Raw genomic sequence first — 22,014 nt, forward strand, 5'->3', positions numbered from 1 at the left:
GAAAAGAAATAGTTAGGATGAATGAAATGGCATATTCTACAGCCTTATCACAAGGAATCTCTATTCTGCTCTATATTCACGTTCTATCTGAGGAGAACTGTTCGAATTATTTATCCACCAAGTTGATTTCGGAGCAATTAAATATTCCGGTTCCTACGACGGTAAAAGTCATTCGCAACCTGAATAACGCCAAACTGACAATGGCCAAAGAAGGGGCCAAGGGCGGCATATTGCTTGCTCAGCCTTTATCGGAAATCACGATGTTGGACGTATTCCTGGCGGTTGAACCCGGCAAAGACTTGTTTAAAGTTCATACCGATGTAACACTCCAGGGACAAGACGTGGATGACGTGAAAGAAAAGATCATTCATCACCTTGAAGGCGCGGAGATCGCGATGCAGAATTATTTAAAAGACATACGGTTAACCGATCTGTTTCATGAAGAAAGAAAGGGTTAACCTCTTTTTTTGGCTTTAACTAGATATAATATATATCGAGTATATTTTGTTTTTGGAGAGGAGCAGTCAAAATGAATTTGCATACAAAAGTGATTGAAGCCAGAAACGGGGTTCCCATTCCTCAACTGGGTTTTGGAGTTTACAAAATAACGAAAGAAGCAGAATTTACAACAGCGACTCGCGAGGCCATTCAGGTCGGGTACCGACATTTTGATACTGCCCGAATTTATGGGAATGAGAAAGCGCTTGGAGCAGAGATCCGGCATAGTCCAATTCCGCGCGAGCAATTCTTTATCACATCGAAAGTCTGGAATACGGATCATGGCTATGAAGCGACCAAGAAAGCTTTCCAGGAAACGATAAACAAGCTGGGGGTCGATTACCTCGACATGTATTTAATTCATTTTGCCTCGCCAAAGTATATCGAAACGTGGAAAGCCATGGAGGAATTATACGAGGAAGGCAAGATTAGAGTCATTGGGGTCGCGAATTTTGAAATTCAGCATCTGGAAGAATTAAGGAAGCACGCGAAAATCTTGCCGATGATCAACCAGATCGAGACGCACCCGGAATTCCCGCAGAACGAACTACGTGCCTATATGGACAAACATCAGATTTTGCATGAGGCGTGGGGTCCGTTGGGACAGGGGAATAAAGTGTTATTGCAGCATCCAATATTGAAGGAAATCGCTGATCATCACCATAAGACGGTGGCTCAAGTAATTTTGCGTTGGCATCTGGAACGGGGCGTCATCCTGATTCCCAAATCATCCAATCCAAAGCGGATCAGAGAGAATAGTGAAATCTTTGATTTTGTGCTGTCCGCTGAGGAAATGGAGAAGATCAGCCGTCTGAACTCGGGTAAGAGGTATTCTATCCATCCGACAGGTTATATTGTGAATCCGATTTTTAATACATTGATGAAACTTTTTATCTAGGGAAAAAAGACAAAAAACGAGTCGTGGGTCATATTCCAACGACTCGTTTTTGTGTGTTATGAAAACATTGACAATTCGTTAACAATTCCAGGATTTTCCGTTTACAAATCTCTCCTATAATTACAATCGTGATAGGTCATTTTTACTATGAACGTGGAAGTTTGGGGGGATGAGCCGGACAAGCTCTCATAAAGACGATACATGCAGAATACCAGACAGCAGGGCATGACAAAACAAGGCAAATTAAATGGAATAGAGAAGGGTGACAAGAGCCAATGTCAATGAAAAAGGTGTTAGTGGTGTCCATGGTAGCAACAGTGTTAGGTACTTCTGTGGTTAGTGCAGTATCGGCTGCTCCTGCAGTGAAACCTGCGGCTAATACAGCTCAGGTGCAAAATTCCACGCTTACAATAAACGGTAACAGCGTCGTCGTTCGTTCCATCGTTAAAAATGGCGAGACACTCGTTTCACTTCGTGATGTGATCAAAGCTATCGGAGCACAAGCCGAAGTACATAGCGGAACGACGGTGATCAAGCTGAATGATCACAGCGTGACGCTCCAAAACAATAGCAAACAAATTGTGGTAGATGACGTCAAAGTGAATCTGAATCAACCGGTTACCATCATCGGTGGTACAAGTTACATCGCTCTTCGTCCACTGGTGTCGGGAGTTGGCGGTACGATTGTCAAGCGAAACGGACTGCTTGAGATCAGTACGGTATCCTTGATCGATGAAGTCGAGAATCCTCGTTTTGCCGGAGCGGATAAGCTGATTGTCTCCAAGAACGATAACAATGGCAGAAACGATTATCTCGTGAATACAACAAGCGGCAAATATGAGTTGTTGTTAACGACAGATGGTGGATCGGATCTCGTTATTTCGCCAAGTGGTGATCAAGCGGCTTACACGAATGCCGAAGGAGCCGTTTATGTTATTGATCTGAAGACCAAGGCTTCCAAACTGATCACGAGCGACAACAGCATCAAGCCTGAATTGGTATGGTCTGCTGACGGGAGCGCAATCTACTTCCTACAAGGGGATAAAGGGTCCGTGATTGCCAAGCTGAATCTGGCAGATGGCGCGATTACGAAAGTGGTCGAAGACAAGGTAGATTATAAGGAAAACCTGAATGTCTCTGCTGACGGCAAGAAATTTATCTATACCGTAACAACACTTGGTACCGTAACTTCGGATACAACCAATGTGGATGAAGACAATGTCTCCATTGATTTCTCATCCAATCAACAGCAAATATTTTCGTATAACACAGCAGATTCAAAACCTGAGGCTGTGAAGCTCACAACATCAACCGACGACAAGGTATTTGTATGGTCTGCTGACGGACAAAAAGCCTACTACGTGAGTGTACCTTCCGAAGACGGTAAAGCATCGTTGCTGTCTGTGGATTCATCTCAAAAGTCTACGCCGGTGTATGCCGAGTACGATGTAGAACAAGCTATTCTGTCGGGTGGAACCTTGTATGTACTGGCGGCCCAGGATGACAGCAACAGCGTGATCCTTTCGATCGACCCGGTAACTGGAAAACAAACCAAGCTATACACCGTATCTTCCGATGTATCCTCCATCGCGGTTGCCGGAACACAAATCTCTGTGGTTGAGAACGGCCGAGTTCTGGTACAAGCTGACGGAAGCTGGAGAGCCGTTACGAAGTAATGTTTTATATCAAGTATGATCACAAGCTTTTTAATTCGAGAGGAGTTTAATTAACATGAAAAAATGGATCAAACCCTTCACAGCAATGCTTATGGCTGTATCTCTGATTGGTGGACTTGGTGGCGCAACGACAGCATCAGCTGCCAAGAGCACAGAGAAAGGTAAAATTGTCATTAACGGTTCCTCCGCATTGCTTCCACTGACACTTCAAGCTGCCAGCGAATTCAAAAAAGATAATCCGAAAGTTAAAATCTCCGCTTCTGCAGCAGGTTCCATCACAGGTCCTCAATCCGTTCGTAAAGGGATCGCGGACATTGGCGCCGTAGACTGGGATGCATCCAAAGATGTACCTGGCTTCAAGAAATTTGATGGCTTGGTAGCCAATCCGGTAGCTGTAACAGTATTCACGGCTGTCGTTAATACCAATGTGGGTGTAAGCAATCTGACAACAAAACAACTGCAAGACATCTTCTCCGGCAAAGTGACTAACTGGAAGGAAGTCGGCGGATCGGATGCGAACATCGTTGTGGTTAACCGTAAATTTGGTTCCGGTACACGGGTTAACTTCCAACAAAAAGCACTGGATGGCAAGGACTTCATGAGCAAAGGGGATAACTACAAAGAGGTTGGCTCCAGCGGTGATATGAAAACAACGATTGAAACGACACCAAATGCAATCGGTTATATTGACCTTCCGTATGTGACTAGCAAAATGAAGGCTGTATCCATCAATGGCGTAGCACCAACAGAGAAAAACGTCCTGAACAAAACATACAAAGTATGGGGCATTGGATATTACATGACCAAAGGTCAACCTACAGGAGCAACCAAAGCGTTCATCGAGTATATCCAAAGCAGCAAGTTCCAGAACGGTTCCCTGAAAAAACTGAAATTCATTCCGCTTGCTGCCGTTAAATAACGAAAGCTGCGAACGTTCATCATTCTCGCACTTCATAAGGAAAGGGATAGCCAGCTTCTGCGCACGGTCGCCAAGCTGGCTTCTCTATGTGAAAGGAAGAGCCCTTCATGATCGATTTAAATCCATCCACGAACAGCCCTGCTCCGAGTGAGCTTGGTTCAAGCATCGGCAAGGCTCCCGGATCGGGAACCCGGTTTGACCGTAAGGCGCGTTTAAGATGGTCCAATAAACTGTTTCGCATGGTCTGTATTGGCAGTACATTATTCGTTTGTCTGGTTCTGTTATGCATTCTGGTCCTTATGCTTCGTACGGGCGTTCTTACCTTTGCGGATGTTTCGCTCAGCGAATTCTTTTTCTCTACCAACTGGGACCCGGAAAATGAGCATTACGGGGCGCTGACCTTTATTCTGGGAACGCTGGCACTCACGGGGCTCACAATGTTGTTTGCCATTCCCATCTCCGTCATCATTGCCGTGTTTCTGGCCGAAATGACGCCAAAATGGCTTCGCCATATTCTGCGACCTGTATTGGATCTGTTGGTAGGGATTCCTTCTGTGGTATACGGTTTCTTGGGACTGACGATTCTCATCCCCTGGCTTAGGGATATCAGTGGACATGATCTGGCGGACGGTTTGCTCGCAGCGTCCATTGTTCTGACGATTATGGTGCTGCCTACCATTAGCCGGATCAGTGATGATGCCATATCTGCTGTACCAAACAAATACCGGGATGCAGCTTATGCACTTGGTACGAACCGATTCCAAACCATAACTCGTGTGGTCTTGCCTGCTGCAAGAGGCGGAATCATGTACGCCGTCATTCTCGGGATGACTCGTGCCATTGGAGAGACGATGGCGGTGGTAATGGTCATCGGCAATACGGCGCAGCTCGCTAACAGTCTATTCACACCAACAGCGGTGCTGACAAGTAATATCGTCATGCAAATCTCAAGCGTTGAATTTGATTCTACCTGGAATCATGGGCTATACATGATGGGCTTTATCCTGCTTGCCATTTCCATCTTGATGATTGTAGCCGTAAGAATGCTTCAGAAGAAAGGGGGACGCTACTCATGAGTATGAAGAAGCAGGCGAACGCTGTCCCCGCCTATTCGTTCGGCAAACGCAGAGGTGCATCCACGCTGATGGACCGGATTTTTACGGGCATGGTATGGGGTGTAGGGATTGTCGTCATTTTATTCATTGTTGGACTGTTATTTCTTCTTCTGGAAAAAGGGTTGCCTTTGCTGAGCTGGGACTTTCTATATGGTGTTCCAAGCGAGATTGAAGAAGGAGGAGGGATTGGGCCGGCGCTGTTCAACTCGTTCTATGTGCTAATTCTATCCCTCCTGATCTCTATTCCCATCGGCATGGCGGCCGGGATTTACCTGGCTGAATTTGCTCCAAACAACAAACTTATGGAGATCGTGCGCATTTGCGTGGAGGGACTGTCTTCTGTTCCATCCATCATCTTTGGTTTGTTCGGTATTGCCCTGTTTGTGGAGTTCTTCGAAATTGGTCTTACGATTCTGGGCGCCGCTGTCAGCCTTGCCTTTCTGAATCTGCCTGTGCTTACCAGGGTAACCGAGGAGTCGGTCCGAGCGGTTCCAGTTGAACTTCGTAATGCGTCCTTTGCACTTGGCTCTACCCATTTGCAGACGATCCGTAATGTTTTGCTGCCGGTAGCTATAAACGGAATCATGACAGGCATTTGCCTCACGGCAGGTCGGGCATTCGGAGAGAGTGCCGTCATTATTCTGACCGCAGGGGTGTCTACATCCGGGGAAATGTGGGACTTCAATTTGCTATCGCCAGGAGGAACCCTTGCTGTACATCTGTGGTACATTCAGTCCGAAGCAATTGTGCCCGATGCCGAGGAGATTGCGCAAAAGACAACGGCTGTGTTGATCTTTGTGGCCTTGCTCATTAATATTCTGTTCCGTGTGCCAATTTGGCTGAATGCACGCAAAAATCAAGCCTGATGTGTCAGGCTGATCCAGTAACAAGATCAATTTCAACACCGGGAGGAACCATTGTGCAGTCAATCATTGAGATCAACAAATTGAATTTATATTACGGTCAGTTTCAGGCGCTTAAGGATGTCTCCATTGAAATTCCGGAACGGGCCATTACCGCTTTTATCGGACCGTCCGGCTGTGGCAAATCGACGCTGCTGCGGACCCTCAACCGCATGAATGACCGGATACCCGGCACACGGATTGAAGGTAAAGTGGCCGTAGGTGGAACGGACATCTACAGCGGCGAGGTGCATGTGGAAACCATTCGCAAGAAGATCGGCATGGTTTTTCAGCAGCCGAATCCTTTTCCAAAATCCATCTACGATAATGTGGCCTTCGGCCCAAAACAGCACGGTATCCATGGTAAGAAGAAGCTGGATGAAATCGTGGAACAGAGCCTGCGTTCTGCTGTCCTGTGGGATGAAGTAAAGGATAACCTGAAGCGTTCCGCGTTAAGTCTATCCGGAGGACAACAACAGCGCCTCTGCATCGCACGTGCACTGGCAGTGGAGCCGGACATTCTGCTGATGGATGAGGCTACGGCGTCGCTTGATCCCGTGTCGACCTTCAAGATCGAGGAGTTGGCTCATGAGTTGAAGGAACGTTATACCATCGTGATGGTCACACACAATATGCAGCAAGCAGCTCGGGTTTCTCAGCAGACGGTGTTTTTCCTGAATGGGGAGGTCGTGGAATACTCCGCTACCCAAGACATGTTCGCCGAGCCCGTTGATTCGCGTACACAGGACTATATTAGTGGTCGTTTTGGTTGATTCTGAATCGGCAAGAGGTGGAAGTCTTTCAGATAGTTATCTGGAAGGCTTTTTTCTCATTTGTGATCTTCACTACCTAGGGCATCATCCCCATATAGTCCATCTCTTTTAATGACATGATCTCGTTGGAAATGTTATTGAGTTTTGCTGAATAAGGTTTAATCGCTTGAAGGAATTCATTAAGGATTTTCTTGCGATCTTTATCAAAGGCGGCTGATGTTATGGAATTCTCTTTTAATACATTATCGTTCTTTACGAATTGTTTAGAATAACTAACTGGATTACCATAATCGATTAGATGCGTAGACCCCGTGAATTTGCCACTAGTTAATGTGCCTTTGGAGAATTCGGAAGGTTTAATCCCAATATATTTTTCTGAAGAGCCGTCTTTCTTTTTATAATTGATAATCGTGTCAAAAAAGTACTGGTCCCCGGTTAACTTTCCATTGAAATAATAGTTTTTGAGGGTGATTGTCGTCGTGTAATCTGTATATCTTAGTGAAACAATATCTGAGGAATGGATTGCGTAATAACCCTGAGACATCTTGCCTTGATTGAATGTTCCATCGTTAATGGTGTTTATGTAAATACTAGGTATAGGATGAACCTTGTTGTCAGAAGTAAGATACTGTACTTCTAACCATTGCGTAATTTCTTTTCCTTTTCCATGATATGTATCATTAATCCACGATCCGTTGTAGGTTTTTGTTGTGAATTCACCTGTTCCTTTACCCATGTTAGATTCATCATAATCATCAAAGGGTACACCCGCACCTTCGACTAATTTATATGTATACTTGCCTTTTCCTTGCCGCTTACCATTCACCCAATCTCCAGAGTATATTTCGGTTTCTCCCCACCTCGCTGTCCCTTTACCATGAGGTTTCCCGTTTAAAACTTCGCCATAAAACGTCGCTCCATCTGACAATTTTAAATTTATTTTCTTCGATGCTGCTTCTGTTGGAGTAGAGCTTAGTAATAGTAAAATTAAAGCTATAATAGTTAGCCCCAAACCTTGATAAAATCTTCTCAAAAGTGTGCAACTCCTTCTATATAATATGATCTATGTCTAATGAGCCAGAGCCATCTTCAATAGTATCGGTTTATTGGGAGAATTTTTCTAGTTTAAATATAAAGTAGAGAGTGCACACATTTCACAACCCGTTAACTTCCCCTTCACAAAAGTAAACATGTAAAAGCTACATCAAAATCCTAACAAACCCAGAGTACCTGCGGATTCAGGGTGCATTGCGCCTGTGCATTCGTGGGTTCTTTTTTCTATATTGGGCAGATGCACCGCCCTCAGATGTTTACAAAGACCTTCATTTATACCTCTTCATCACCCCTGCTATGTTAATTATCTTCCTAATGCTCCACTAGCTGTGGTGGAACTTTCCTGAATGGTGAACAAAATCTGAATTTTTCTTAACCCTCTTGCAACATCTCTCTAGTACATTTCAGCACTTCAATATGGAGGATGATAGAGCATAATCTTCGTAGATACAGCAAAAGAAATCGTTAACGAAATATAAAGTGATGCAGGGATATGTCAAATTTTTAATAGGCGCTTTCATTGCGTTGACCCTGCCCTCAAAGTTTCTTATATTTACTCCCGACACAAACACTCAGAACGGTGGTGGGATGATTTTGTTCAACAATAAAGGAAAGAAAATGCTCGCTATGCTTACGCTTATACCACTGGCTACGGGCCTTGTCATGGGAGCTTTCCCTGCTGCGGTAACCTATGCGGATGCGGGAGATAACACACCAACCAACAGCTCGGTAGCAGGCTCATGGCAAACGGGGGATTTGCACGTACATACCTTTGAGTCCGATGATGCACAGAATTCGTTGGAAAATGTACTCGACGCGGGACTGACGAAGTATGGTCTGGACTGGATCGCACTTACGGATCATTTGCGGTTATCCAAGCGGGATCAGAATGGAGTAGACATTCCAGGTGGATCGATTCCGATGTCCAAAGGGATGAACGAATACCAGGTGCCACAGATCAAAGCACTTCAGGAAGCGGGCAAATACGCAGGCAAAACGGTCTTCTCCGGTTTCGAATGGGACATGCCGACACATGAACACGTTGGGGTGGGTATTCTCACAGATGAGCCGAATTCGACTGAAGCGCTGGAAGCTGCAAACGAATTTGAGTATCGTTTTACCAATCGGGATGCGAATCTGTTCGATGCGGCTGACGTAGCGAATTGGGATCTGACGGGGGGACGTGCCTATACAACTCATCAGGATGCACTAGCTGCTATCAATTGGCTGGTAACCAAGTATCCAACGACGAGTTATGCGATGATCAATCACCCTTCACGGGGCAAAAACAAATATACCATCGCGGACTTCCGTGAGTTCAACGATCTGGCTCCACAAGTTGTTTTTGGTATCGAAGGTATGCTGGGCAACCAGATGGAACCGGATCGCGGTGGGTACAACACAACATACAATGTAGCTAATCCGACCGCAGATGATGGATACAAATACCGTACATACGGCGGTGTGGACTATATGGTCGCCAAGGTGGGCGGTTTGTGGGATGCATTGTTGGGAGAAGGGCGTCACTTCTGGAACTATGGCAATTCGGATTACCATTTCAAGACGATTGACACGAATTCCAGCGGTTATTTTCCGGGCGAATACGCCAAGACCTATTCTTGGGTTGATGGTACTGGGATGCAAGCCGTGCTGGAAGGACTGCGTTCAGGGAAATCATTTTCCGTTTTCGGTGATCTGATCAACGCACTGGACTTCACGGCTTCCGGCGCGGGTACTCAAGCTGAAATGGGCGGAGACCTGGGTGTGACCCAAGGTGACGAAGTGGAACTGAAAATCCGTTTCAAGAGTCCAACCACGAGCAACAACTATGAAAAACCTATCAACAGCGGCACATCCGCTGGACAAGTACCGTTGGTAGATCACGTGGATCTCATCGCCGGAGATGTGACGGGCAAGGCCGAGAAGGGCACAGCCGCTTATTCCAAAGACACGAACGACTCTACCAAAGTGTTGGCAACCTTCACGTCCAACGATTGGACAACAGATGTGGAAGGTTACAATGTCATCACGTACAAGATCAAAGCCACTGATCAGGATAAATATTATCGCCTGCGTGGTACAAATCTGGGCATGAACGTTGCAGGAGAGACCGTAAATGGTGAACCACAACTTGATCCGAAGATCACAACAGCGGATGCAGAGACTCGGTTCAACGAGATTAATGATCAGAACTATCGCGATCTGTGGTTCTACTCCAATCCGATCTTTGTAAGTTCTACACCTTACAGTGATGCACAGGCGGTAACGGATACGCTTCAAGCGATTGATCTGGGCGATCTGAACGCGGTCACTTCCGACCTTACCCTTCCTGTTGAAGGAAAACATGGAGCCACGATTAGCTGGTCCAGCTCCAACCCAGAATTGATGGATGCACAGGGAAAACTTCTTACACAGCCTGAGAATAATGAGCGACTGGAATTGACGGCAACGGTACAACGTGGCAGCGAAATGGATACCAGAACGTTCACTGTCATTGTGGAAGGAACAAATAATCAGGTATTTGTGTTAAAAGGAAATATGACCACCGCTGACGGCCAGCCGTATCATACGGATACATGGACAAATCAGTCCGTAACGGTTAGTGTAACCAGCGCAGTATACGCGCCAGCCACTTCGGCGACGATTGAGTTATCCCGTGATGGAGGACAGACGTACGAACCATATACGGAGAATACACCTCTGGAGGTAACGGAGCCGGGAGAGCACAAGTTGTTATTCAGAGCGACGGACGATCTGAACGAAACCTATACTTTACCATTGGTGGTCAAAATAGATCGCGAAATTCCTGTCATCACCCTGCAAGGCAGCGGCCAAATGTCATTAACCGTGGGAGATATGTATAACGAGCCTGGAGCAAAGGCTACCGATAATGTGGGCATCAATGGTTCCGTGCAGATGGACGGCACAGTGAACACACAAGCGGCGGGGATCTACACCCTTCGTTATAACGTGAAAGATATTGCCGGCAATGCTGCACAAGAAGTCACACGTACGGTTACCGTACAGGCTCGTTCGGGCAATGGTGCCGGGGGTTCAGGTAGTGATGGAGGCAACGCTGGAGGGAATTCCGGTGGAAGCACACCAAGCGTACCAACAACGCCTACCGTTCCAACCACACCAACCAACCCTGATACGGGATCAGATTCAACTGCTGAAGTGAAGGTAGAGGTTGAAGCGAATCAGCCAGTACAAACGGGTCTGAAAGACATCGTGCAATTCAACGCTCCGGCTGGAGCTATTGGGGAAAAAGATACCTTGCATCTGTCCGTTGTATCCAAGGACCAATTACAGAATGCAGCTTCGCTGAACGTACTGGGCCAAGCAGTACAGATTACTCGCAGTGGAGGACGGACATTGAACGATCAGGCAGCATTGAGTCTGCAATATGATGCTTCCAAGCTGCCACAAGGAACACAGCCAGCGATCTACTATTATAATGAAGCGCGTCAGAGCTGGGTATTCATCGGTGGTAAGACGAATGCAGCAGGAACAATATCGGCTAATGTGAATCATCTGGGTACCTTTGTTGTGTCCAGTTACAGAGCTACTAATTTGTCCGATTTGAACGGACACTGGGCATCCGACTATGCAGATCGTTTGATTGGCATGGACGTCATCCAAGGCTATACAGATGGTACGTTCCAGCCATCCAAGAAGATTACACGGGCAGAGTTTGTTACGTTAATCAGTAAGGCACTGGCTTTGAAGTCCGTGCAGTCGGATACGACGTTTGCAGATGAAGGCAGTCTGCCGGACTGGGCGAAGAGCGATATTGCCGCAGCCGTGCAAGCCGGAATCGTGAAGGGCTATGGAGACAATACGTTCAAGCCTAATCAGACGATCACTCGTGCCGAGATGGCTGTGATGATGGCAAATGCATTGAAGTTAAGTGCAGATGCACAGTCGGGAACGAGCAATGTTGCTGTAAAACCAAGCTTCACTGACGAGTCGCAAACTCCGGCTTGGGCACAAGATGCACTGAATACAGCCGTTCAGGCCAAAATTGTGAATGGTTATACGGACAATACGGTTCGTGCAGGAAATATGACGACCCGTGCGGAAGCCGCGGCAATGATCTATAAGTTGTTGCTCGCAATGTACGTGTAAGAAGTGAAGAAGAGAATTAACCGTATATAAGTAGATAAAAAAACGGCCCATATTGTCGAGATACGTCTCTGTAATTCGTACAATTCGGAATTGTACAAAAAAGAGGGAATTAGCGTATCCTCAATTCATTAGAATGAAGCGAATTCCAGAACAAAGCGATAGAGAAAAGGCATCGAGCAAACCCACAGAGCAAACCCCAAAAAGGCATTCCCTGTCTTCCGTATGATGTATGACAGGGAATGCCTTTTTTCTTATGATTTTTAGCCAGAGTCCTTCTATGCTGAGCTACTGATTATACTGAAGCACTAACCAGAGGCCATGTTCTCTGCAATCTGACGTAGGCACGCTCCGCACCGCTGCGTAGCAACTCAACCCACAATCCTTGCAGATGAACCATGAAAAAGGCGAAGGAGCTTTCCGCAGGGGAATAAGGTTTCGTTCTCTGCAAGGGAACAACAACCTGATATTGTCCAGAGTTAGCAAGGGATATGTAGAATTCCTGATCTGCCGGCTCCTTACTGAACACAGTGAACAAAATACGCTCCAATTCATCGATATAATGATTACGCAGGTCCTGAATTGGAGCTTGCAGGTGCTGCGGAGGATAAAGGAATGTTTTGAGCATATAAGAAACACTCGGTTCGCTCTCGTAACGATCAATGAAGCTGGACAAGAATTGAAAGAGCACTTCTTTGAAAGCTCCGTCAGAACGAATTTTCGTTAACTGACGGGCGAAATCCAACTCCTGTGTAAGTGAATCATGCAGTAATTCGAGATACAACGCATCTTTACTTGTGAAATATGTGTAAATAGAAGGCTTCTGTATACCGACTTGTTGTGCAATGGTTTGCAACGAAGTGCCGTCAAAGCCGTGGATGGAAAATAACATCAGGGAAGCTTGTTTGATTCGTTCCAACGTCACAGCAATCCCTCCCGTTACGCGCTATTCTATTACTCTATCTGTTGGTTCTACATGCTGTGTTCTATCAATCCGTCAGTGGGTTAAACACTACCCGCCAAATCTCGAGTGCCCTCACTAACTGACATGATCAAACGAACAACTGAACAATCAAAGTACCATTGAACAAAATCACCTTTGTTTACAAGGCTTCATCCACTTTGGATATGCTCATAGTTGCGGGCTTCAAACGTTTAACAAGGTAGTATATGAGTCCAGCTACGAGCCATCCGGAGCCAAGCATCAACGAGGAAACATCGAGTAGCGTGATAAGATAAAATACGAATCCGGCGCCGAGTAGCGGACATAGGAAACGTACGAACATATCACGGGGAGAACGCTGTTTTTCACGAATAATATAGTGGAATATAACGGATAGATTGACGAACAGAAATGCGGTTAATGCACCAAAACTAACAAACATGATCGCTGTCTCCAGGCTGATAAACATAGCCGATAACGAGATGACACTCATGAGAACAATGTTGAACACTGGAGTTCGAAGTGTAGGGTGGAGTGATGCGAATGCTCGTGGCAACAAGGACGTTTTTCCCATCACGAACATAAGACGTGTTACGGTCGTCATGGAAGACATCCCCTGGGATAGTACAGAGAATATAATGACAAAGGTGAATATCGAGGCGAGTAATGGACCACCGATCGATTGCATGAGTTCAAAGCCTGCGGAATCGACATGATTAAACGTGAACGACGGGTACATCTGCTGAATCAGGAAAGCTGTGACGAAATACATTAGTCCTGCCAATAAAACGATGATTATGATGGCCCGAGGGATGGTTTTCCTTGGGTTCTTCGTTTCTTCGGTCATGGTCGTAATGGAATCAAAACCAAGGAACGAGAAGCATACGAGCGAAGCTCCGGCAAGAATCGTGGAAATGGGGACACCCTCTTGAGTATTAAGCGGATTCCAGCCTGCGGTGATCCCGCTCTGAAATGCTCTGTATACAAGTAAGGAGCAAAAACCTGCAATGAACAGGATCTGCATGATTACGAAGATTTTGCTGACATTGGCTGATGTTTTGATCCCGATAATATTTATGATCATGACCACAAGGGTACATAACAGAATCCAGACAAAGGAAGGTATCGAGGTGAATTGTGCGTGAAGATTAATACCGAACATGAGCACGGCGATAATACAGGAGAAGAGATAATCTAACAGGATGGCCCACCCGACAAGGAAGCCGATAAATGGGTTCATGGATTTGGTTACATAGGTATACGCTGATCCCGACACGGGGAACGCCTTGGCCATCTGACCATAACTGAGCGCGGTGAACAAGATGGCTATAAATGCAAGCAAGTAAGCTGCGAGAAGCATGCCTCTGGAACCTTCATGCAACACACCGAAACTGGTGAAAAAGATCATGGGTGACATCCAGGACAGACCCATGGTCACGACGTGAGACAACGATAAGTCTCTTTTCAAAGTTAGTTTATCTGACATAGAATCTCCCCCTGATTTCGGAATGTATCGATTTTTTGCATTGGCGTTTGTCATGACACCTCACATTTAACCAAGGTTTTTTGGAAAGCACAAGCTTTTTTTTCGTTAAAAGAGGTGAAAATGCCTGAAAATATAACATGAATTCGATCGCTATATTGAAGAAAATAATTAAAATAAAATTATTGTTGTCACTGTTTTTGTTATGTGTTAGGATTGTTAACATGAAAAGCAACCGAATACAAAATGTTTTCTAGGGTTCCGAACGGTGGCTCACACTGTTGCCTGGTCCGAGAGAAAACGCATGGAAGTAGCCGATCTGGCTCACATCCATGTACACGGCGGGAAAAAAGCCCGGGAGAATGTACCAAATTCATTTTTGGTATTTCTCCCGGGCTTTTTTATATTTTTTTCTACTACACAGGAGGTACTGATATGACTTCAATTCGCATCCAAGCAGGTGGAAAGTGGTCAGGTTACATTAGCCGGGGCAAGAATATTCGAATGACAGCAGCGGGGGATCGCGCTAACCTGACAACACTTCTGTTTCAGGCTTCCGATCCTTCCGAACGTTACAACATGCCGGATTCACTCAAGGCGCAACACACCGCATACCTGACATCTGGTCATGTGTTGATGAGTGATCAGGGCCGTGTCCTTGCATCCATTATCGATGACACGACGGGTTGGCATGATACGTTGTCGGGATACACAACACGTCGAAGTACGGATCGCAAATATGGAGTCACGACCTATCAGCAGGAGCGAAATGACTGGTACCGCAGCGGATATGAGAATCTGGTGGTAGAGATGTATCGACATCGGCTGACGCCTCGTGATCTCGGTACGCCGGTTAACTTTTTTTCCAAAGTGGTCTGTGAGCTGGATGGCACGATGCGATACGAATCGCAACCGACTGCAGGTACTTCGATAACGCTCCGCACGGAAATGGAACTTCTTCTCGTCGTATCCAATACACCGAATTCGCTGGACCCGGAAGGGCGTTATCCAGATTCAGTTATTGAGCTGACGTTCAGTGATGCCGAACCTGTGAAGGAAGATGATCGCTGCCTTGTTCATTGTGAGGAGAATCGGAGAGCATTTGAAAATACCTGGCAAGCACAATCGTTACTGAAAGGGGCCAATTAATATGAGCACATCAACATTTGTAGCGACCACGAGCACACGGGAACCCGCCAAAGCGATCTATAACCACATCATCCCGGCAGGGGATGGATGGATTCATGATCTGGCCGCAGGCCAGGTACTCCGCATTGTCGATCTGGAAGGGAATCAGGCGGTGGATACACTCTTTTATGCTACGGAAGATCCGGGGGATCACTATAGTGCTATTCAAACGATTACCGGACAGCAGAACCTGTATCTGACGACTGGATCAGTGCTGGTTGCGGAGTCTGGTCGGGAGCTGCTTCAGATTACCGCAGATACCTGTGGCAGACACGATACGATTGGTGGAGCTTGCTCGGCACAGAGCAATACCGTTCGGTACTCCCATGATACGCTGCCGATGCATAACTGCCGGGATACGTTCATGCTGATGCTGTCCAGTCGCCCGGAGTTCTCCAAACGGGATCTGGCTCCCAACGTCAATTTCTTCATGAATGTGCCGGTTACACCCGAAGGCAAGCTCACATTTGCAGATGGCGTATCGGGACCAGGGCGGTATGTGGAACTGGTGGCTCTCGCTCCTGTCACGGTGTTGATCAGCAACTGTCCACAGCTTAACAATCCATGCAATGCATACAATCCAACACCTGCACAGGTGCTGATCTGGGAAGCTGAAGGGAGCGATTCTCATGTTTAAAAAAGTGCTCATAGCCAATCGCGGAGCGATTGCCGTCAGAATCATTCGTACGTTACGTCAGATGGGAATTGCTTCTGTGGCTGTCTACACCCAAGCAGATCGCGATAGTCTGCATGTTGAACTGGCAGATGAATCCATCCTGATCGGTGATGGCCCGGCGAAGGAGAGTTATGTGAATGCCGAACTTATCCTGAACATGGCCTTGGTGGCTGGTGCTGATGCAATTCATCCGGGGTACGGATTTCTAAGTGAGAATGCGACCTTTGCGAGAGCGTGCGGAGAGCAGGGAATTACGTTTATTGGACCAACTGCGGAGCATATTGAACTGTTTGGCCTGAAACATACGGCGCGTTCCATTGCGGAACAGGCGTCTGTGCCGTTACTTCCGGGTACGGGGCTGGTGCCATCGCTGGAGGTGGCGATGGAACAGGCCGCTGCGATTGGTTATCCCGTTATGCTCAAGAGCACCGCAGGTGGCGGCGGGATCGGGATGCGCATCTGCACGGATGAACAAGCGTTGCAAGAGGCATACGATTCGGTAACCCGACTGGCTGTTGCGAATTTTAACGATGGCGGCGTGTTTCTGGAGAAATATATCGCAAGAGCAAGACATGTCGAGGTGCAAGTTTTCGGTAATGCTTTTGGAGAAGCGGTGGCACTGGGTGAACGGGATTGTTCCGTACAACGTCGGAATCAGAAGATTATTGAAGAGACCCCGGCACCGAACCTGCCGGAAGCAACGCGAAGCGCCATGCATGAAAGCGCCAGAAGGCTTGCTGCGACAGCGGGATATCGTAGTGCGGGTACTGTCGAATTCCTGTATGACCCGGAGACAACACAGTTTTATTTCCTGGAGGTCAACACTCGGTTACAGGTGGAGCATGGGGTAACGGAAGAGGTGCTTGGCGTCGATCTGGTTGAATGGATGGTTCGGGAAGCAGCCGGAGAGATGGAAAGTCTGGCGGCACAGGTTCGTCAGCCGCAAGGTCACAGCTTGCAGGTGCGCCTGTATGCCGAGGATTGTTTGCATGATTTTCGCCCGAGTGATGGCCGGATCGATGCTGTCGTGTGGCCCGAACATGTTCGGGTGGAAACGTGGATTCGCAGTGGTGTACAAGTGACAACCCTGTATGATCCAATGCTGGCCAAGGTAATCGTGCATGCCGAATCCAGACAGGCCGCCATTGAGCGCATGATTGAAGCACTCGCTGCATTGCGAGTATACGGCATAACCACCAACCAGACTTACATTCAGGCGTTTCTGGATACGGAGCCTTTTCGGGAAGGGTTGGTATATACGAACATGCTCGCTGGATTCAGTCCGTCAGAGCATGCCATTGAAGTGCTGGACGGCGGGATTCAGACTACGGTGCAGGATTATCCGGGCCGCAAAGGGTATTGGGATATCGGTGTACCGCCTTCGGGTCCGATGGACTCACTTGCATTTCGAATCGGCAATCGCCTGTTAGGTAATGATGAAGGTGCGGCGGGGCTGGAAATGACTTTGCGCGGAGGCTCGTACCGCTTCCGTGATGAAATGACTTTCTGCCTGACTGGTGCGGATATGTCTGCAACGCTGGATGGAATACCGATTCCGCTTTACACACCCACACTTGCGGCTCAGGGTTCTACTTTAGTTCTGGGTGAAGCTGTGGTAGGCATGCGGGGTTACCTGCTTGTCTCTGGGGGAATGGATATGCCGCTGACGCTGGGCAGTGCGTCAACCTTTACTCTGGGGGAGTTCGGCGGGCATACGGGCAGTGCACTGCGAACGGGAGCGGTATTGCGAGTTCATCCAGAGCGGCAGCAGGAGCAAGAGCAAGTGCAACAGTCTAAGCCAGAGGGAATGCAGCAACAAGTGCAGCAAGACCTGCAACGGAGAACTGTTTTGCAGCCGCTCTCTCTTCATCAACAACCTGAACTAACCCATACCTGGACGATTGGTGTTATTCCAGGGCCTCACTGCACGCAGGAATATCTGTTACAGGAGTATTTGGAGCAGTTGACGGAGACGGAGTGGGAAGTTCATTTTAACAGCTCACGTACAGGCGTGCGATTGATTGGACCGAAGCCGCTGTGGGCAAGGGAAGATGGCGGAGACGCCGGGCTTCATCCATCCAACATTCATGATAATGCCTATGCGGTTGGCGCACTTGATCTGACCGGAGATATGCCGATCCTCTTGGGGCCGGATGGACCGAGTCTGGGGGGATTTGTATGTCCGGTGACAACGGCGTCAGCGGAATTCTGGAAAGTCGGACAGTTGTCTCCGGGCGACAAAATAAAGTTTAAGCTGATCACGGTGGAAGAAGCCGAGCAGCTCCGGGATGCACAGCATACCTATCTCGATGCATTGATCGAGGGGGGCGAACGTCTTTCTTTGCCGAAACTGTTGGATATTTCTTCTGGCGCCTATATGCCAATTCTCGCATACGAGGAGCAGGGACGTCGGTTCAAGATCGGTATTCGTTGCTCTGGTGACGAGAATATTCTGATTGAATATGGAGATCGGGAACTGGATCTTCTGTATCGCTTCCAGGTCTATGTGTTAATGCAAACGGTGCGTGACAGTGGACGGATACCGTTCATCGAGATGACACCGGGCATTCGCTCCTTGCAGATTCATCTGGACAGCACCCGAATGACGGTGAAGGAAGCCGCAGCAATCATTATGGAACTAGATCTGCAATTGCCGTCGCTGGATTCGATTGAAGTGCCATCCCGGATTGTGAAGCTGCCGCTGTCCTGGGATGATCCGGCCACCCAACTGGCGATTGAACGTTACCAGCAAAATGTACGCCCGGATGCGCCTTGGTGCCCCAGTAATCTGGAATTCATTCGCCGCATGAACGGACTCGGATCGCTGGAAGAAGTCGCTGAGGTGGTATTTAACGCATCCTATCTGGTGATGGGACTGGGTGACGTATATCTCGGAGCGCCAGTAGCTGTACCGCTTGATCCGCGTCATCGTCTGGTGACGACCAAATATAATCCTGCACGCACATGGACACCGGAGAATGCGGTTGGCATTGGCGGCGCGTATCTGTGCATTTATGGCATGGAGGGGCCGGGTGGATACCAGTTTGTCGGTCGTACGATCCAGATGTGGAACAAATTCAGGGAGACAGCCAACTTCCAGGAGGGCAAACCGTGGTTGCTGCGTTTCTTCGATCAGATTCAGTTCTATCCGGTATCCCAGGAGGAATTGTTGCAGATGAGAGAGGATTTCCCTCGTGGGCAGATGGTGGTTGACGTGGAAGAGACGACGTTCAATCTGGGCGAATATCTTAGCTGGCTGGAAGAGATTCAGGAACCTTCCGCACGTTTTCGGGATACACAGCAGGCTGCATTCCAGCAGGAGCGGGAGTACTGGAAGGAGCTTGGCATCGCAGAACATGTGTCCGAACCGGAAGTTGCGAGTGCGGCGGAGCAAGAAGCTTTGCCCGAAGGAAGTCTGGAAGTGAACAGTTCGATGTCCGGCAGTGTATGGAAGGTGCTTGTGAAAGTGGGTCAGAAGGTACTCCAAGGCGAAGACATTATAATAGAAGAAAGTATGAAAATGGAGTTCCCGCAAAAGGCACCGTATGACGGAATTGTCGCTTCCATCTATGTCTCATCGGGGGATCAGGTTCGTGCCGGGGACTGCATTGCAGCTATATATCCTGTAGAAGAGGTGAACGCGTCATGAGCCAATCATCTGTACCAGGGCAATTCACCGTAGCTAACTTGCAAAAGGCTTATCGCCATCGCCACTTCACCCCTCAGGATGTGATCGAGGCCATTATCCAGCGGGCAGAGCATGCCCGGGATCGTAACATCTGGATTCTGCCTCCGACCCTTGAACGGATACAGCCGTTCCTGGATCGACTGGCGCAGATGAAACCGGAGGATTGCCCGTTATGGGGCATTCCGTTTGCCATCAAAGACAATATCGAGGTAGCCAGTTGGCCGGTTACGGCGGCTTGTCCTGACTACGCTTATGTCCCGGATCGCCATGCGACCGTGGTAGAACGACTTATTGCTGCCGGTGCCATTCCGGTGGGGAAATGCAATCTGGATCAGTTCGCCACCGGACTTGTGGGCACACGAAGTCCGTATGGCGATACGCATAATGCGCTTCGTCCGGAGCTGATCAGCGGAGGCTCCAGTTCGGGATCGGCCATAGCGGTAGCGTCTGGTCAGGCGGCGTTTGCTCTCGGAACGGATACCGCCGGATCAGGACGTGTGCCAGCAGCGCTGAATAATCTTGTTGGATATAAGCCGGCGGTGGGTGCATGGCCTTCAGCTGGAGTCATTCCCGCTTGTCGCAGCATCGATTGCGTCACTGTATTCGCTCATGAGCTGGTCGATACACAGCGCGTAGACGAGGTGGTTCGGGGTGTGGATGTGCAAGACCCCTATTCTGTGCATCGCCCGTTGAGTGGAGGGGAGATGCCGCGTACCTTTTTGCTGCCGTCCAATGCACTGGAATTCTATGGTCCTTATGCTATAGCGTATGGAGAGGCATGGTACCGGAAGAAGGAAGCCATACTAGCATCCGGCGTAGCTGTGAAAGAGATCGATATTACCATGCTTCAGGAAGCGGCGGCGCTTCTGTACGAAGGTCCTTTGGTTGCGGAGCGCTGGTCTGATCTGGATGAATATGTGGAGACACATGGGGAAGCAGTCTTTCCGGTTACGAAGACGGTATTGGAGTCTGGGAAAAAAGAAGCCTTTACCGCTTCGTCCTTGTTCAAGGCTCAGCATCGCTTGGCAGAGATTCGGCGGCACACCGTAACTTTGCTGGAGAATGCCGTGCTGATTCTGCCGACATGCGGGGGAACCTGGACCCGCGAGCAGGTGATCACGAATCCGATCGAAACAAATAGCAAGATGGGGTTGTACACCAACCATTGCAATCTGCTTGATCTGAGTGCTGTGGCGATTCCCGCAGGCTGGGCAGAGGAAGGGCTTCCTTTTGGCATAACGCTGTTTGCCCGGCCGGAAGAAGAAGCGAATATCATCGTGGCATCTGAACTTCTGCTTCAGCAGGAAGATGTCATTACGGTTGCCGTGTGCGGACTTCACCTACGCGGAATGCCACTGGAACCCCAGATGACTGGACTCGGTGCCGTATTTCGGGAAGAGTCGCTGACGGCGCCTGTGTATGAGATGTATGCACTGCCCACCACGCCAGCCAAGCCTGGTCTTGTGCGCACAGTGACAGGCGGCTCATCCATTGAAGTCGAGCTGTGGGAGATGCCGCGCGCTTCGTTTGGAGCCTTCACCGCGTCGATCCCCGCCCCGCTTGGCATCGGTCAAGTCGAGATGATCGATGGCAGAAGCGTGAGCGGATTTGTCTGTGAGGCCTACGCTGCGGAAGGTGCCGAGAAGATCAGTGACTCGGGCGGATGGAGAAAGTGGATTGAGACAAGGGTTAGAGCTTGAGTGGGATTAGCGATATAAATAAATAAGGTGTCAAAAACAAGTCTTTCGGATATGATCTGAAAGACTTTTTGCTGTATGTTTAGATGGGGGGAACCAAGCGGTAACTGATAGAAAAAGCGGTGCTTTACCTGAACTTGTAAGTTATGATAATAATCCAGTGATGAAAGGAACGTCTGCACGTATACGGATGGGGTTCAAGTGTGCAAGTCCCACAAACGCAATGTGAAGCGATTGAAGTGGAACAGGCCGGACTAAAAGTGAGAATGAAAAATACTGCAGAATATAGCGTTCCAGAGCAACTTCAGCAGTAGTTCGATGAAAAAAGCAATCCAAAACGAAATTTTCACGAATAGAGAAGTACATGCAGCCGTTCCTGG

At 48.2% G+C, this 22,014-nt stretch carries 15 protein-coding genes and 1 riboswitch; of the genes, 12 read left to right on the forward strand and 3 right to left on the reverse strand.

The genetic code is table 11. The features are described 5' to 3' along the window. Positions 1–26 precede the first annotated feature (26 nt). The 7 genes from CS562_RS15575 (at position 27) to pstB (ending at position 6,781) form a co-directional block, all read left to right on the forward strand. The gene (locus CS562_RS15575) at positions 27–458 is read left to right on the forward strand and encodes an RrF2 family transcriptional regulator (protein WP_076287872.1); all 432 of its coding nucleotides are present in this window, start codon (positions 27–29) and stop codon (positions 456–458) included. Between the two features lie 71 nt (positions 459–529). Further along, complete coding sequence (locus CS562_RS15580) at positions 530–1,396, forward strand: aldo/keto reductase (protein ID WP_099856970.1); 867 nt, start codon at positions 530–532, stop codon at positions 1,394–1,396. Between the two features lie 281 nt (positions 1,397–1,677). Beyond that, positions 1,678–3,072 (forward strand): stalk domain-containing protein, encoded by a 1,395-nt coding sequence (locus CS562_RS15585; protein WP_257219500.1) that lies wholly within the window; start codon positions 1,678–1,680, stop codon positions 3,070–3,072. Positions 3,073–3,127: 55 nt separating this feature from the next. After that, positions 3,128–3,991 carry a phosphate ABC transporter substrate-binding protein gene (locus CS562_RS15590; protein ID WP_063565318.1) on the forward strand — a complete coding sequence of 288 codons (864 nt, stop codon included), beginning with the start codon at positions 3,128–3,130 and terminating at the stop codon, positions 3,989–3,991. Positions 3,992–4,098: 107 nt separating this feature from the next. Beyond that, positions 4,099–5,067: a phosphate ABC transporter permease subunit PstC gene (gene pstC, locus CS562_RS15595; protein ID WP_063565319.1), complete on the forward strand. Its 969-nt coding sequence runs from the start codon at positions 4,099–4,101 to the stop codon at positions 5,065–5,067. Next, positions 5,064–5,972, forward strand: a complete 909-nt coding sequence (gene pstA, locus CS562_RS15600) for a phosphate ABC transporter permease PstA (protein ID WP_064635983.1) — start codon at positions 5,064–5,066, stop codon at positions 5,970–5,972. The genes pstC and pstA overlap by 4 nt, the downstream gene beginning before the upstream one ends. Positions 5,973–6,025: 53 nt before the next feature. Further along, positions 6,026–6,781 carry a phosphate ABC transporter ATP-binding protein PstB gene (gene pstB / locus CS562_RS15605; protein WP_180287152.1) on the forward strand — a complete coding sequence of 252 codons (756 nt, stop codon included), beginning with the start codon at positions 6,026–6,028 and terminating at the stop codon, positions 6,779–6,781. Positions 6,782–6,857: 76 nt separating this feature from the next. On the opposite strand, the gene CS562_RS15610 is transcribed toward pstB, so the two are convergent. Continuing rightward, the gene (locus CS562_RS15610) at positions 6,858–7,814 is read right to left on the reverse strand and encodes an MORN repeat-containing protein (protein ID WP_125477288.1); all 957 of its coding nucleotides are present in this window, start codon (positions 7,812–7,814) and stop codon (positions 6,858–6,860) included. Between the two features lie 614 nt (positions 7,815–8,428). Between CS562_RS15610 and CS562_RS15615 the strand changes: the two genes are divergently transcribed. Continuing rightward, on the forward strand, positions 8,429–11,962 hold the full coding sequence (locus CS562_RS15615) for an S-layer homology domain-containing protein (RefSeq protein WP_099856973.1): 3,534 nt from the start codon (positions 8,429–8,431) through the stop codon (positions 11,960–11,962). A gap of 292 nt (positions 11,963–12,254) precedes the next feature. Here CS562_RS15615 and CS562_RS15620 read toward each other — a convergent pair whose 3' ends face one another. Further along, on the reverse strand, positions 12,255–12,884 hold the full coding sequence (locus CS562_RS15620) for a TetR/AcrR family transcriptional regulator (protein WP_099856975.1): 630 nt from the start codon (positions 12,882–12,884) through the stop codon (positions 12,255–12,257). Between the two features lie 178 nt (positions 12,885–13,062). Continuing rightward, on the reverse strand, positions 13,063–14,388 hold the full coding sequence (locus CS562_RS15625) for an APC family permease (protein WP_099856977.1): 1,326 nt from the start codon (positions 14,386–14,388) through the stop codon (positions 13,063–13,065). A gap of 239 nt (positions 14,389–14,627) precedes the next feature. Continuing rightward, positions 14,628–14,748: riboswitch (guanidine-I (ykkC/yxkD leader) on the forward strand. 72 nt (positions 14,749–14,820) lie between these two features. Here CS562_RS15625 and CS562_RS15630 point away from each other — a divergent pair. Genes CS562_RS15630 through CS562_RS15645 form a run of 4 tightly spaced genes read left to right on the forward strand, consistent with a single transcriptional unit; the run spans position 14,821 to position 21,637 of the window. Next, on the forward strand, positions 14,821–15,534 hold the full coding sequence (locus CS562_RS15630) for an urea amidolyase associated protein UAAP1 (protein ID WP_099856979.1): 714 nt from the start codon (positions 14,821–14,823) through the stop codon (positions 15,532–15,534). 1 nt (position 15,535) lies between these two features. Further along, a complete protein-coding gene (locus tag CS562_RS15635; protein ID WP_099856981.1) occupies positions 15,536–16,210 on the forward strand; it encodes an urea amidolyase associated protein UAAP2 in 675 nt (224 codons plus the stop codon). Beyond that, a complete protein-coding gene (gene uca, locus CS562_RS15640; RefSeq protein ID WP_099856983.1) occupies positions 16,203–19,898 on the forward strand; it encodes an urea carboxylase in 3,696 nt (1,231 codons plus the stop codon). The genes CS562_RS15635 and uca overlap by 8 nt, the downstream gene beginning before the upstream one ends. Continuing rightward, on the forward strand, positions 19,895–21,637 hold the full coding sequence (locus CS562_RS15645) for an allophanate hydrolase (RefSeq protein ID WP_099856985.1): 1,743 nt from the start codon (positions 19,895–19,897) through the stop codon (positions 21,635–21,637). Before uca ends, CS562_RS15645 begins: the two co-directional genes overlap by 4 nt. The last annotated feature ends 377 nt before the right edge of the window (positions 21,638–22,014 follow it).

It is taken from the genome of Paenibacillus sp. LK1, assembly GCF_002750415.1.
Taxonomy (GTDB): domain Bacteria; phylum Bacillota; class Bacilli; order Paenibacillales; family Paenibacillaceae; genus Paenibacillus; species Paenibacillus taichungensis.